This is a genomic window from Exiguobacterium sp. s142 (assembly GCF_018618455.1).
GTDB classification, from domain to species: Bacteria; Bacillota; Bacilli; order Exiguobacteriales; family Exiguobacteriaceae; genus Exiguobacterium; species Exiguobacterium aurantiacum_A.
Genome location: NZ_JACSMB010000001.1, coordinates 258,050 through 271,331, shown reverse-complemented (window position 1 = coordinate 271,331; position 13,282 = coordinate 258,050). Strand labels below are relative to the sequence as shown.

The following is a 13,282-nucleotide window of genomic DNA, read 5'->3' as shown; positions in this document are numbered from 1 at the left end:
ATATCAAATATACGCAGAGGTGATATAGAAAATGTCATTAGGTGGCTATATTTTCTATCTCGCGCTGATCATGCTCATCCCGTTATGGGCCCAGATGCGAGTGAAAAGTACGTACAAAAAGTTTTTACAACAACCACTTCAAAGCGGTGTCACCGGCGCTCAAGTCGCTGACTTCATCATGAAACAAAACGGTGTGCACGATGTCCGCATCGAGATGGTCGACGGTTTGATGAGTGACCATTACGACCCGACGCATAAAGTCGTCCGCTTGTCGCGCGAAGTGTATCAAGGATCAACGATCTCGTCGGCAGCGATCGCGGCCCATGAGATCGGTCACGTCGTCCAAGACGCGACGGACTATAAGATGATGCGTGTCCGCCATCGGCTCGTGCCGGTCGTGAACATCACGTCAAACTTGTCGTTCCCGCTGCTCATAGGAGGTTTCCTCTTAGGTGCGATGGGACTTGCCCAGCTCGGTGTCGTCATGATGCTCGGGGCGGTCTTGTTCCAACTCGTCACGCTCCCGGTCGAGTTTGACGCCTCGAAACGCGCCATGGCCGAACTGACGAGCCACGGGATCGTGACCGCGACGGAAGAGTCAGGTGCCCGTAAAGTGTTGAACGCGGCTGCTTGGACTTATGTCGCAGCGACACTTGTCGCGGTTGCCGAACTGATCCGTCTCGCACTGATCGTCTTTATGCCACGCGATGAATAGAATCGATCCCGTCGACTGACGGGATTTTTTTGTATGAGGAGGGGAATTGTATGGCAAAACCACAGTTGACGAAGTCAGGCCGTCTTCGTCTCATCGAACAGCTCGAGTCGCTCCGCGGAAACGGTCGGAGCGAGGCGCTCGAACGAGTGAAGACGGCGCGCAAATTTTGTGACTTTAGAGAAGACGTGACATACTTTGAGGCGATCCGGGAACAGGAGCGCATCGAGGCGAAAATTGTTGAACTCGAGCGCGTGCTTGCCGACGCGATGATCGAGGATGATGCGCCAACGGATCGCGTCGGTTTCGGAGTGGAGGTATGGATCAGGGAACTGCCGGACGGTGAGGACGAGACGTATCAGATCGTCGGTGAGCTCGAGGCTGATTTGGCGAACGGGACGATCTCGGTCTCGTCCCCGCTCGGAAGCGGCTTGCTCGGAAAACGAGTCGGGGAGACGGCTAGTATCGATTCGCCGGGCGGTGCCCTTTACTTTGAAATTAAACGGATCGAACGATAGAGAGGGCGTCCGCACAAAAAAGACGAACACATCTCCAAATTAGGGATGTGTTCGTCTTTTTTATTTGAGCGGGACGCGATTCTCGTCGAACGTGAACCCTTCGCCGCCGACTTCGTATACGTGATGGAACGTGACGAAAGCGTGCGGGTCGATCTGTTTGACGATCGTCTTGAGGCGGTTGACCTCGTTGCGTCCGACGACGACGTAAATCACTTCGAGCTCTTTATTCGAATAGCCGCCTTTCGCGAGCAGACGGGTCGTCCCGCGGTTCATCGTCGCGTGGATGCCGTCGGCGATGGCGGTCCGGTGGTCGCTGATGATCATCGCGGCCTTACCGGCATATGTGCCTTCCTGCATCGAATCGATGACGCGGGCGCCGATATAGACGGCAAGGAGCGTATACATCGCCTCGCGGATGTCGAGATAAGTCAAACTGAGGACGATGACGAAAAAGTCGAACACGAGGAACGTCTTGCCGATCGACCAACCGACGTAACGTTGGACGAGGCGAGCGATAATATCGATGCCCCCGGTCGTCCCGCCGTTGTTGAAAATGATACCGAGACCGACGCCGATGAACAGACCTGCGAATAAACTCGCGAGCACCATGTCATCGGTCAAATCGATGACGAGGTTCGAGTACTTAGCGATCAGCCCATACCAGAGCGAAAAGCTGAACGTCCCGACGAGCGTATAGATGAACGTCGTCCGCCCGAGCAGCTTGTAGCTGACGAAGAAGAGCGGCAGATTGAGCGCCAAGTTCGTGATCGATGGCGACCAACCGAACAAGCCGCGCAGAATCAACGTGATCCCGGTGAAACCGCCTTCGGCCAAGTTGTTTTGGACGTTAAAATGAAACACGCCGAATGCAAAAATGAATGAACCGATGAGAATAAAGAATATATTGCGAAACCGAATCGGTAATTGTACCGTCATGTGGTTCACCTCCCATCCATAAGCGTACTCGAAAAACCTGTGGATTGCCTACCCTGAACATATGACATTCGACAGTGAGTCCGATATACTTTTCACAGAAGAGGTGATTTTTTATGAAAATAGTAGCAATCGGGGCCCATCCGGACGATATCGAAATCGGCATCGCCGGCATGACGGCCCAGTGGACGGGTGATCGCATCCCAGTCCTGTACGTCGATTTGACGCGGGCCGAACTGTCGTCGAACGGCGATGTCGTCACGCGGGCACAGGAAGCGGCAACAGCCGATAGAATTCTCGGCGTCCGTCGCATCAATCTCGGTTTCCCTGACCGTGGCCTGCTCGGGACAGCCGACCAAATTGAAACGCTCGTCCGCTTGATCCGGACCGAACGACCGACGCATCTGCTCTATCCGTACGGCGTCGACCGCCATCCCGACCACGGGGCGTGCGCCCGTCTCGTCGAAGAGGCGCTGTTCAACGCCGGGATTCGCAAATATATGTCCGACGTCCCGGCTTACCGTCCGGACAGCGTCTATCAATACATGATCAACGCCCACGTGCGACCGGACGTCTGCATCGACATCACGGCGACGCTCGATAAAAAAGTGGACGCGTTGACGTCATACGCAAGTCAATTCACACCAGTTGACGGCGTCGACACACCATTGACCGATGCGTACGTCGACCGCGTCGTCGCGCGCGACCGTCACTTCGGTAGCTTGATCGGCACGGACTACGCCGAAGGGCTCATGACCGTCAAACCATACGTCGTCACGCAGGCGGGTGAGCTCGCATGAAGCTACGTATCGGAGTCCTCTGTTATCCGTCGGTCGGAGGTTCAGGCATCCTCGCGACCGAGCTCGGGATGAAACTCGCCGACCGGGGGCACGACGTCCATTTCATCACGTCGAGCATCCCGTTCCGGTTGAATGCGTATCATCCGAACATCACGTTCCACCAAGTCGAGATCAACCAGTACTCGGTGTTCCGCTATCCTCCGTACGATATCACGCTCGCCTCGAAGATCGCGAGCGTCATCCGTGCGTTCGGCCTCGACGTCATCCACGCGCACTATGCGGTGCCCCATGCGGTTTGTGCCGCGCTCGGACGCGAGATGGCCGAGAGTAAGACGCCGATCGTCTCGACGCTCCACGGCACCGATATTACGGTGCTCGGGGAAGATGAAGAGTTGAAACCGGCGATCCTGTACGGTTTACGTCAGTCGGACGCGATCACGGCCGTGTCCGACAGTTTGAAGCGCGAGACGCTTGAGCGGATCGATGCAGGCCTTGAGATCGATGTCATCCATAACTTTATCGACGAATCGGTTTATCAGCCGCAAGCCGAGCCGTCGCTCCGTGAACGTTACGGCTTGTCAGCAGCCGACCGCGTCGTCATCCATATCTCGAACTTCCGACAAGTGAAGCGGATCGACCTCGTGCTCGAGGCGTTCCAGCGGATGAGCGTCCCGGGCAAGAAGTTGCTCCTCGTCGGTGACGGACCGCTCATGGGGGCGATGCGTCGACTCGTGAGCGAGATGGCGCTCGAAGACAGTGTCATCTTCGCCGGGAAACAAGAGCAAGTCGCGGCGTTGTTATCGATCAGCGACGTCCATCTTCTGTTGTCGGACAAAGAGGCGTTCGGTCTCGTCGCTCTCGAGGCGTTAGCGACAGGCGTCCCATCGGTCGTCAGCGATGCCGGGGGCTTGCCGGAAGTGATCACGGACGGAGTGGACGGTTTTGTCGTCGCGCGCGGCGACGTCACAGCGGCCACGACCGCGCTCGAAGCGATCTTGCTCGACGATGCGCTCCATGCGAAACTGCGTGCCGGCGGTCTCGTGAAAGCGAGACAGTTCGCGTCTAAAGACATCGTCACGCAATATGAACGACTATACGAACAGGTGGTGCGCCGATGACAGAATGGGAGTATGCGAAACAAATCATAAAAAAAATCAACGACCACGGGGGCGAGGCGTACATCGTCGGCGGTGCCGTTCGTGACTACGTGCGCGGCACGCTTCCCGACGACATCGATATCGCGACGTCGTTGTTCCCGGAAGACGTCATGAAACTGTTCCCGAAATCGGTCCCGACCGGAATCGATCACGGGACGGTCACGGTCATCCTCGATCATCATCCGTTCGAGGTGACGACGTTCCGTTCGGAAGGGACGTATTCGGACTCGCGACGCCCCGACCACGTCTCGCTCGGCGTCACGCTCGAAGAGGACATGTTGCGCCGCGACTTCACGATGAACGCGATGGCGTTCCATGACGGCAACGTCGTCGACTTGTTCGGCGGCCGGCTTGACCTCGAGGCGCGGATTATCCGGACCGTCGGGAGCCCGTACGAACGGTTCGGGGAAGACGCGCTCCGGATCATGCGCGCGTTTCGGTTCATGTCCCAGCTCGACTTCACGCTCGCTGATGATGTGCGGAACGCGGCGAGGACGCTCGGCCACAAATTGCAAGACATCGCGATGGAACGCATCGCCATCGAGTTCGAGAAGTTGATGACGGGACCTGCTTACCGCCGAGCGCTGACCGACCTCGTCGAGCTCGGCATCCATCAGTACTTACCGGACGTGTCCAAACAGCTCGTCCATCGTGTTATCGCTGACAGACGGACACCAATCAACGCGGTCGGAGGCTGGGCGCTATTCGTCTATCACGCCGGAGACATCCGTTGGCTCTCGCCATGGAAGCGTTCGAACGCCTTGAAGCGGGAAGCGGGCGTATTGGCCAACCTGTTCGACTCCGGGCTCGATACGTTCACCGTATATGAGACGTCTCAAGCGACGCTCGAGACGTATTTGCGGATGACCGGGAGCACGGAATCGTCCGACGCCTTGAAACGTGTGCTCCCGATCCAGTCACGGCGGGAGCTCCGGTTCGACGGTCGCGATGCGCTTCAGGTCGGGGCGAGCGGCGCACGGATCAAGCACTTGCTCGCCGACCTCGAACGGCGCGTCGTCCTCGGCGAGTTAGCTAACGAGGAACAAACGTTACGAGAGGAGGCGGTCATGTGGCTTCAACGAGAGGAAAGGTCTTAAACTTGCTCCAAGACGGGGCGGTGTGGAGCGGACAGGAATTGGCCCGCCAATTAAATATTTCACGTACCGCCATTTGGAAACACATCGAGACGTTAAAACAAGACGGTTACGACATCGAAACGATCCCGCGTAAAGGGTATCAACTGTTCGGACGGACGGACCGGCTCGATGAACCGGCGTTCGTCTCGTTCCGGCACGGCCGGTTCGGGCAACACGTCTACGCCTACGACCAAGTCGACACGACGCAGCGCATCGCCCACGAACTCGCCCAAAAAGGGGCGCTTGAGGGGACGCTCGTCATCAGCGAAGAACAGACGGCAGGGCGCGGCCAACTCGGGCGCAGTTGGCACAACCCGAGCCACGTCAATATCGCGGCTAGTATCATCCTTCGTCCGGCGCTGCCGATTCGGGAAGCGTCGAAGCTGACGCTCATGGCGGCGAGCGCTTTCGCCCGGTCGTTAAGGCAACAAGGCGTCCCGGCATTTATCAAATGGCCGAACGACCTTCTCGTGAACGGGAAGAAGATCGGCGGGATTTTGACCGAGATGCAAACTGAAGGCGACCGCATCCAAGCCGTCATCCTCGGCTTCGGATTGAACGTCAATACGGAGTCGATCCCGACTGACCTGGTTCACCGGGCGACGTCGATCAAATTGGAGACGGGCGTCGCATTACGACGCAGTGAAGTGCTCGCCGATCTATTGGCCGAGCTCGAGACCGAATATGACGCGTTGCTCGAATCCGGGTTCGGCCCGGTCCGCGACAACTGGCTAGAGCACGCCGCTTATTTGAATGAAGAAGTGACGTTGACCGCCTCGGGGGAGTCTAAACGCGGTATCATGCGCGGCATCTCAGAACAGGGGGCGCTCCTGCTTGAGCGTCATGGTGCCGTCGAAGCCATCTATTCCGCTGAAATCGCAGTCTGGAATGATTGATGGAAACGTATTCGTGGTCTATAATGAACGTGTCGGACGCTATCGCAAGAAGTGTACCGGAATTGCAGACCGTCGTTTTAGTTAATTGTCTGCCTTGATCATTTTGACAGGGACAGAAGGACACTCAACCTTGAGTTCGTTTTCGTGCGCCTTCTTGCCAATCGTGTAAGAAGGCGTTTTTCCTTTCCTGTCTCCACATTTAGGAGGAGAGCATATGCATACGATGACTTCATTATTGAAAAAGATGAAGCAAGAAGAGAAGTTGGTCATGTTGACCGCTTACGATTATCCGTCGGCGAAATTGGCCGAAGCGGCGGGAGTGGACATCATTCTCGTCGGAGACTCACTAGGAATGGTCGTGCTCGGTTACGACTCGACGATCCCGGTGACGATTCATGATATGGTCCACCATGCCAAAGCGGTGCGCCGCGGGGCGAAGGACACGTTCGTCGTCGTCGATATGCCGTTCGCGACGTATCACGGTGATTTCGACCGAACGCTTCAAGCGGCGGCGACATTGTTCCAAGACGGACATGCCGACGCCATCAAACTTGAAGGGGCTGGTGAAGTGCTCGAGACGATCGAACGGTTGACGAAAGTCGGCATGCCGTGTGTCGCCCATCTCGGGCTCACGCCACAGTCGGTCGGCGTGCTCGAAGGCTATAAAGTCCAAGGGAAGTCGCTTGAGGATGCCGAGCAACTGATCAACGACAGCCTCGAGGCCGAACGGGTTGGGGCGAAAATGCTCGTCCTCGAGTGCGTGCCGCATCAACTCGCTAAAAAAATCGCCGAAGCGCTTCACATCCCGGTCATCGGGATCGGTGCCGGTGCCGACGTCGACGGCCAAGTGCTCGTCTACCATGACGTCTTGAAGTATGGCGTCGACCGTCTCCCGAAATTCGTCGAGGCGTACGCCGATGTGAACGCGGTCGCGACGAGTGCCATCGGCTCTTACGTCCAAGCGACGAAAGACGGCTCGTTCCCGCTCGAACGCCACACGTTCACGATGGATGAGACGCTGCTCGACACGTTGTACGGTGGCAAAGCATGAGGATCGTCACCGATCCGATGTCGTTACGTGAAACTCTGTCCGACGGGTTGACCGTCGGCTTTGTGCCGACGATGGGTTACCTGCATGAAGGACACTTGAGTCTCGTCGAGGCGGCCAAACGCGAGAATGATCGCGTCGTCATGAGCATCTTCGTCAATCCGACCCAATTTGGGCCGAATGAAGACCTCGATCGTTATCCGAGAGATTTTGAACGGGACGAACAGTTGGCGCGAGAAGCGGGGGTAGACGTACTATTTTATCCGGATACCGCGACGATGTATCCGCTCGATATGGCGCGCGTGACGGTGCGTACCGGAGCCGACGTCTTATGCGGCGCCAGCCGGCCCGGTCATTTTGACGGTGTGTTGACGGTCGTCTCAAAACTGTTCAACTTGGTGCGGCCGACGCGTGCTTACTTCGGCTTGAAGGACGCCCAACAAGTCGCACTGATCGAGGGATACGTCCGGGACTATTTCGTGCCGGTCGAGATTATCCGCTGTCCGATCATTCGTGAGGACTCGGGACTCGCCAAGTCGTCGCGTAACGTCTACTTGTCTGAAACGGAACGGATTGACGCGAGCGACATCAATCGAGCACTCATCGAGGCGCGTGACGCGTTGACTGAAGGGGACGCGATCACGTCGGTACAAGAACGACTCGTCGAACGGCTGTCGGCAATCCCGAACAGTACGATCGACTATGTCGAACTAGTCGACTATCCGACGCTTTCGCAAGTGACAGACTCGTCGACAGAACTGTTGATTGCAGTGGCGGTGCAGTTTGAACGCGCCCGCTTGATTGATAATACGATTTGGAAGAGAGGGTGAATCAAATGATTCGAACATTTATGCACGCCAAGCTACACAAGGCGACCGTGACCGAGGCGAATTTACACTACGTCGGCTCGATTACGATCGATGAGGATTTGATGGACGCGGTCGGGATTATGGAAAATGAGCACGTCCACATCACGAACAACCATAACGGCGCCCGCATTGAGACATACGTCATCAAGGGTGAGCGCGGTTCAGGCGTCATCTGCCTAAACGGGGCAGCGGCCCGCCATTTCCAAGTCGGCGATGTCGTCATCATCATGGCCTATGGTCAGATGACGGCTGAAGAGGCGAGATCGCATCGTCCGAAAGTTGCGGTGTTGAACGATCGCAACGAAGTCGATCAACTGTTGTACGAAGAAATCGCACATACGATTCTATGAACAGAGCGGGGATGCCCTTAGAGGCAACCCCGTTTTTTCGTGCATCGTTCTATGGTAAGATGAGACAGACAGAAAGAGACAGAAAGCACGAGCGTGCCGAAGATGGGATGGATGTTATGGACACTTATGTGATAGTGGATTTAGAGACGACCGGTCATTCCGTCAAATCCGGCGATGAACTGATTGAATTCGCGGCGGTGGTCGTACAAGGTAGTGAAGTGATTGAGCGCTACAGTACGTTGATTCGACCGAGTCGTCCAATCCCTCCTTTTATCACGCAGTTGACGACGATAACAGATCAGGATGTGGCGTCTGCTCCGGCGTTTGAAGACGTTATCCCTGATATTTGGAAGATGTTAGATGGGCGAGTGTTCGTTGCCCACAACGTTTCGTTTGATTTGAATTTTTTAAATGAGAGTTTAGAACTGGCAGGATATTTACCTTTCCAAGGGCGGGCCATCGATACGGTCGAACTCGCGCGCATCTTGTATCCGACACTTGAAAGCCACGCGCTCGAGTCACTCGCCGACACGTTCGACTTGGTGCACACGGACGCGCACCGCGCCCTCAGCGACGCCGAGGCGACCGCGGAGTTGTTTATTCAACAACTCGATCGTCTGCGGACGCTACCGGTCGTGACACTAAAACAGTTGCGCCGTCTGTCCGAGTCGTGGACGAGCAACATCGAGCCGTTGCTCGATGATCTCATCGTCGAGATCGGTATTCGGCCAGATGACGAGACGACGTACGATATCCACCGGAAAATCGCACTCCGTCGCCTGACTGATTCGTTTGAGCCGGCGATCGAGCGCGAACCGTTCGAACCGTTTCTTCATCGGACGATCGAAGAGACGCTTCCGTCACTGTTCGACCAATTCGAACCGAGACAAAGTCAATTCGAGATGATGCGGCACGTCTATAAGGCGCTCGACGATGAGGCGACGCTTCTCATCGAGGCCGGGACCGGCACAGGCAAGACGTTAGCCTACTTGATCCCGAGCGCGCATCACGCCCTTGAGACGAAACGCCCGGTCGTCGTCAGCACGCATACGATCCAATTACAAGAACAGCTGCTCAACCGGGACTTGCCGATCTTAAAAGCCATCTTCCCGGAAATCGAGTTCACGCTTTTGAAAGGAAGACGCAACTATATCGATCTCCGGAAGTTTGAGATGGTGCTCGAGGAGACGAATGACGGGATGCTCTCGGCGATGTGCAAGGCGATGGTGCTCGTCTGGTTGACCGAGACGGAGACAGGGGACTTGGAAGAGTTGTCACTCCCTGGAGCTGCGACACAAGGACCGGCTTCGTTCAAACGGCTCATTCAAGCCGACGCGGCAACGGACTTCGGCCGCTTCGATCCTTGGTATAGCCGTGACTTCTTCACGCGGGCCGTCCTGCGTTCGAAAGAGGCGGACATTATCGTCACGAATCACGCGTTGCTCTTCTCGGATCTGCAGCATCAGGCCGGGATTCTCCCGACCGACACGCCGCTCATCTTGGACGAGGCGCACCAAGTCGAAGAGGTCGCCTCGCATCATTTCGGCGTCACGTTCGACGCGATCCAGTTCGATCGCTTATTCAAATGGTTCGGCTACGGGGCCGACGGAAAGTTCCATTCCCGGCTGCTGCAACTTGCCGACTTGACGTCCGTGTCCGAAGAGACGGAAGCGTTCAGTAAAGAGACCGACCAGGCGTTAGCCCAAGTCGATGTCGAACTAGACGACCTGTTGACGGCGCTCCAGTCGCTCGGCAAGAAAAAAGATCAACGGCAAACCGTTCGCTTCGAACGGGAAGGTGACGTGTTCCGACCAATCCGTGAAGTGGCGAAGCGGCTTGAGAACCGTTTGCGGACGCTTAGGATGTCGCTCCGGCAGATGCTTCGTCTTCTCGATGAGCATAAAGAGCATATGACGTTCAAGCAACGCGCCGTGATCGGTGACTTGAAGGCGTTCATCGGTGACGTGCGGGAGATTGAGAGCGTGCTGTATGAAACGATGCTCACCCGCGACGATGACGCTGTCAGTTGGGTCGAGTTGAACTTGGCCAACCGCAAATTGACCTCGGTCTATACGCAACCGGTCGAAATCGGACCGTTGCTCCATGAGCGCTTGTTTGCGAAACGGCCGACGATTTTGACGTCGGCGACGATGACCGTGTCCGGTCGCTTCGGTTTTATCGAGCGCAGGCTCGGTCTCGACGGTCAGGATGTGAGACGGGTCGTCCTCGCTTCGCCGTTTGACTTCAAGAAACAGGCGAAATTGTTCGTCCCGTCAGACATCCCGTTGATCAACGAAGTGCCGTTACCGCATTTCGTCGATCAAATCGCCGCTTCGATTGCCCGGATTGCCAACGTGACGAAAGGACGCATGCTCGTCTTGTTCACGTCGAACGAGCTGTTACGTTTGACGCACGAGGCGGTGAGACATCAGCTAGACGACGCGTATACGTTGCTTGCCCAAGGCGTCAGCGGCGGCTCGCGCAGCCGTTTGACGAAGCAGTTCAAACGAATCGATCAGTCGATTTTGTTCGGGACGGCCAGCTTCTGGGAAGGGGTCGATATCCCGGGCGAAGCGCTCACCTGCCTCGTCATCGTGCGTCTCCCGTTCGCCCCGCCCGACCAACCGGTCATTCAGGCGCGGTCCGAAAAAATTGAAGCGACCGGGAAGTCGTCGTTTTTCGAACTGTCACTTCCGCAAGCGGTCATCCGCTTCAAACAAGGCGTCGGTCGCCTCATTCGCTCGAAAGAGGATTACGGCGCTATCTTCGTCTTCGACCGCCGTGTCGAGACGACGCGTTACGGGAAACAGTTTCTCAATAGTCTCCCGGCTGTCGACCGGATCGAAGGATCGCTCGAGACGTCACTGGCCGAGCTCGAACTGTTTTTAGATGAGAAAGAAGAGACGACTCTAGGAAATCAGAGATAACGCTAGGCAGCGTGAAATTATCGCTTTATAATGATGGGTATAGTGTTTTGAAGGAGGAGTAAACATGAATTCGAATATTGAGACGCTCGCGACCGTTCGGATCGAGCCGACGGCAGACGTGTACAAAATCGTCGACCTATTGAATCGTACACTGAAGAGCCAAGATTTGATGTTCGGTCTTGCACTAGAGAAAAAAGTGAATGATCCGAAGAAAGAAGAGATGGTGTTCACCATCTATCGGACAGAATGACGCGGAAGACAAAAGTAGTGGTTGCTCTTATGACGGCACTCATCGGTGTCGTCATCGTGTTTAGTGGGATTTATTGGTTCACGGTCGGTCATACGGAACGGACAAAACAAAACATGATCGCGGAAGCGCGCGATCGTCTTGAGGCCGAACAGCCGACGGTCCGGATCGAACGGGCTGAGCTCTTTAACGGGACGGAACCGTACGTCGTCTTCGAGGAGACGGACCGCGTCCTGTTCGTGCCGGTCGACAGTAAGCAACCGATCGAGACGCGTGAGATCGAGTCGGTCGACTTAGATAAAGTCTGTGCCGATTCGCTCGAGGAGACCGGTGGTACGCTTGTCAGTTGTAAGTACGGGTTTGACGAGCGTGCGCTCATCGAAGTCGTGACGAAATCAGGGGCGACGTATACGTATTCCTATTACACGCTTCAAACCGGAGACTTTATAAGACGGGTCCAACTGGCGGATTCGAACTGAACGAGATTAGAGGAGGATATCGATGGAACATCTATTGGCAAGACGTGTAAAACAGTTAACACCTTCGACGACGCTCGCGATCACGGCGAAAGCGAAAGCATTGAAAGCTTCGGGACAAGACGTCATCGGGCTCGGGGCCGGTGAGCCGGACTTCAATACGCCTGAACGAATTATTGAGGCCGCATGCAAGGCTGCACGTGACGGCGATACGAAGTATACGCCTTCAGGCGGAACGGTCGCTTTAAAAGATGCCATCATCGAGAAGACGAAACGCGACAGCGACCTTACGTTCGAGCGTAACGAGGTCATGGTCGCCTCAGGGGCGAAACATGCGTTATACGCCTTGTTCCAAGCGATTCTCGACGAAGGTGATGAAGTCATCATCCCGGTCCCGTATTGGGTGAGTTATCCGGAACAAGTGAAACTTGCCGACGGTGTCCCGGTCTATGTGGAGACGACCGAGGCGACGACGTTCAAACTGACGCCAGAATCACTTGAAGCCGCCATCACAGACCGGACGAAAGCGGTCATCTTGAACAGCCCGTCCAACCCGACCGGTATGATCTATACGGAGTCAGAGTTGGTCGCGCTCGCCGAAGTCGTCAAGCGCCACGACCTGCTCGTCGTCAGTGACGAGATCTATGAGAAGCTCATCTATGGCGATAGCGAGTTCGTCTCGATCGCCACGCTTCCTGACATGCGTGAGCGGACGATCATCATCAACGGGGTCTCGAAGTCACATGCGATGACCGGGTGGCGCATCGGGTACGCGATTGGAGACAAGACGATCATCGAAGCGATGACGAACCTCGCATCGCACTCGACGTCGAATCCGACGTCGATCGCCCAAGCGGCGGCCGTCGAGGCTTACAACGGCTCGCAAGATGATGTCGAGATGATGCGGGTCTCATTTGAAGAGCGCCTTGAGATCGTCTATGAGCGATTGATCAACATACCAGGCATCACGTGCCTAAAACCGCAAGGGGCATTCTACTTATACGCCAACGCCAAACAAGCCGCGTCGATGAGCGGCTACGACTCGGTCGACGCATGGTGCGAAGCAGTGCTCGGTGAAGCATTCGTCGCGCTCGTGCCGGGATCGGGCTTTGGGCAGGATGATTACGTCCGCTTGTCTTATGCAACAGAATTGAAGCGAGTACTAGAAGCGCTCGATCGAGTGGAAAACTTTATCAAGAGTAGCGCTCGATAA

14 protein-coding genes are annotated in these 13,282 nt (G+C 56.0%); 13 read left to right on the top strand and 1 reads right to left on the bottom strand.

All coding sequences use genetic code 11. The features are described 5' to 3' along the window. The first annotated feature begins 31 nt into the window (after window positions 1-31). Window positions 32-715, top strand: coding sequence for a zinc metallopeptidase (locus tag KNP77_RS01375; protein WP_070327422.1), 684 nt, complete (start codon window positions 32-34; stop codon window positions 713-715). A gap of 50 nt (window positions 716-765) precedes the next feature. Beyond that, window positions 766-1,230 (top strand): GreA/GreB family elongation factor, encoded by a 465-nt coding sequence (locus KNP77_RS01370; RefSeq protein ID WP_214887950.1) that lies wholly within the window; start codon window positions 766-768, stop codon window positions 1,228-1,230. Window positions 1,231-1,290: 60 nt separating this feature from the next. Here the strand turns inward: KNP77_RS01370 and KNP77_RS01365 are convergent, their stop codons facing one another. Beyond that, window positions 1,291-2,166 carry a YitT family protein gene (locus tag KNP77_RS01365; RefSeq protein WP_016509982.1) on the bottom strand — a complete coding sequence of 292 codons (876 nt, stop codon included), beginning with the start codon at window positions 2,164-2,166 and terminating at the stop codon, window positions 1,291-1,293. A gap of 113 nt (window positions 2,167-2,279) precedes the next feature. Here KNP77_RS01365 and bshB1 point away from each other — a divergent pair, with 113 nt between their 5' ends. The 11 genes from bshB1 (at window position 2,280) to KNP77_RS01310 (ending at window position 13,282) form a co-directional block, all read left to right on the top strand. Next, complete coding sequence (bshB1, locus tag KNP77_RS01360) at window positions 2,280-2,963, top strand: bacillithiol biosynthesis deacetylase BshB1 (RefSeq protein ID WP_131465226.1); 684 nt, start codon at window positions 2,280-2,282, stop codon at window positions 2,961-2,963. Next, on the top strand, window positions 2,960-4,081 hold the full coding sequence (bshA, locus tag KNP77_RS01355; protein WP_131489819.1) for an N-acetyl-alpha-D-glucosaminyl L-malate synthase BshA: 1,122 nt from the start codon (window positions 2,960-2,962) through the stop codon (window positions 4,079-4,081). The genes bshB1 and bshA overlap by 4 nt, the downstream gene beginning before the upstream one ends. Then, window positions 4,078-5,217 carry a CCA tRNA nucleotidyltransferase gene (locus KNP77_RS01350; protein ID WP_214887947.1) on the top strand — a complete coding sequence of 380 codons (1,140 nt, stop codon included), beginning with the start codon at window positions 4,078-4,080 and terminating at the stop codon, window positions 5,215-5,217. The genes bshA and KNP77_RS01350 overlap by 4 nt, the downstream gene beginning before the upstream one ends. Beyond that, the gene (locus tag KNP77_RS01345; RefSeq protein WP_131465220.1) at window positions 5,190-6,152 is read left to right on the top strand and encodes a biotin--[acetyl-CoA-carboxylase] ligase; all 963 of its coding nucleotides are present in this window, start codon (window positions 5,190-5,192) and stop codon (window positions 6,150-6,152) included. The genes KNP77_RS01350 and KNP77_RS01345 overlap by 28 nt, the downstream gene beginning before the upstream one ends. 214 nt (window positions 6,153-6,366) lie before the next feature. After that, window positions 6,367-7,203, top strand: coding sequence for a 3-methyl-2-oxobutanoate hydroxymethyltransferase (gene panB, locus KNP77_RS01340; protein ID WP_070327416.1), 837 nt, complete (start codon window positions 6,367-6,369; stop codon window positions 7,201-7,203). After that, a complete protein-coding gene (panC, locus tag KNP77_RS01335) occupies window positions 7,200-8,030 on the top strand; it encodes a pantoate--beta-alanine ligase (RefSeq protein ID WP_070327415.1) in 831 nt (276 codons plus the stop codon). The genes panB and panC overlap by 4 nt, the downstream gene beginning before the upstream one ends. 5 nt (window positions 8,031-8,035) lie before the next feature. Next, window positions 8,036-8,419, top strand: a complete 384-nt coding sequence (panD, locus tag KNP77_RS01330; RefSeq protein ID WP_070327414.1) for an aspartate 1-decarboxylase — start codon at window positions 8,036-8,038, stop codon at window positions 8,417-8,419. Window positions 8,420-8,478: 59 nt separating this feature from the next. After that, complete coding sequence (dinG, locus tag KNP77_RS01325; protein ID WP_251138859.1) at window positions 8,479-11,346, top strand: ATP-dependent DNA helicase DinG; 2,868 nt, start codon at window positions 8,479-8,481, stop codon at window positions 11,344-11,346. 64 nt (window positions 11,347-11,410) lie between these two features. Next, window positions 11,411-11,596, top strand: a complete 186-nt coding sequence (locus KNP77_RS01320) for a YpmA family protein (RefSeq protein ID WP_016509977.1) — start codon at window positions 11,411-11,413, stop codon at window positions 11,594-11,596. Beyond that, entirely contained in the window at window positions 11,593-12,072 is a 480-nt protein-coding gene (locus KNP77_RS01315; protein ID WP_070327412.1) for a hypothetical protein, read from the top strand. Before KNP77_RS01320 ends, KNP77_RS01315 begins: the two co-directional genes overlap by 4 nt. A gap of 22 nt (window positions 12,073-12,094) precedes the next feature. Beyond that, a complete protein-coding gene (locus tag KNP77_RS01310) occupies window positions 12,095-13,282 on the top strand; it encodes a pyridoxal phosphate-dependent aminotransferase (protein WP_070327411.1) in 1,188 nt (395 codons plus the stop codon).

Coding starts and splice junctions, on each gene's coding strand:
- panD (WP_070327414.1), top strand. CDS start 8,036: ATGATTCGAACATTTATGCACGCCAAGCTACACAAGGCGACCGTGACC.
- dinG (WP_251138859.1), top strand. CDS start 8,479: ATGAGACAGACAGAAAGAGACAGAAAGCACGAGCGTGCCGAAGATGGG.
- KNP77_RS01310 (WP_070327411.1), top strand. CDS start 12,095: ATGGAACATCTATTGGCAAGACGTGTAAAACAGTTAACACCTTCGACG.
- panC (WP_070327415.1), top strand. CDS start 7,200: ATGAGGATCGTCACCGATCCGATGTCGTTACGTGAAACTCTGTCCGAC.
- bshB1 (WP_131465226.1), top strand. CDS start 2,280: ATGAAAATAGTAGCAATCGGGGCCCATCCGGACGATATCGAAATCGGC.
- bshA (WP_131489819.1), top strand. CDS start 2,960: ATGAAGCTACGTATCGGAGTCCTCTGTTATCCGTCGGTCGGAGGTTCA.
- KNP77_RS01375 (WP_070327422.1), top strand. CDS start 32: ATGTCATTAGGTGGCTATATTTTCTATCTCGCGCTGATCATGCTCATC.
- panB (WP_070327416.1), top strand. CDS start 6,367: ATGCATACGATGACTTCATTATTGAAAAAGATGAAGCAAGAAGAGAAG.
- KNP77_RS01320 (WP_016509977.1), top strand. CDS start 11,411: ATGAATTCGAATATTGAGACGCTCGCGACCGTTCGGATCGAGCCGACG.
- KNP77_RS01315 (WP_070327412.1), top strand. CDS start 11,593: ATGACGCGGAAGACAAAAGTAGTGGTTGCTCTTATGACGGCACTCATC.
- KNP77_RS01350 (WP_214887947.1), top strand. CDS start 4,078: ATGACAGAATGGGAGTATGCGAAACAAATCATAAAAAAAATCAACGAC.
- KNP77_RS01365 (WP_016509982.1), bottom strand. CDS start 2,166: ATGACGGTACAATTACCGATTCGGTTTCGCAATATATTCTTTATTCTC.
- KNP77_RS01370 (WP_214887950.1), top strand. CDS start 766: ATGGCAAAACCACAGTTGACGAAGTCAGGCCGTCTTCGTCTCATCGAA.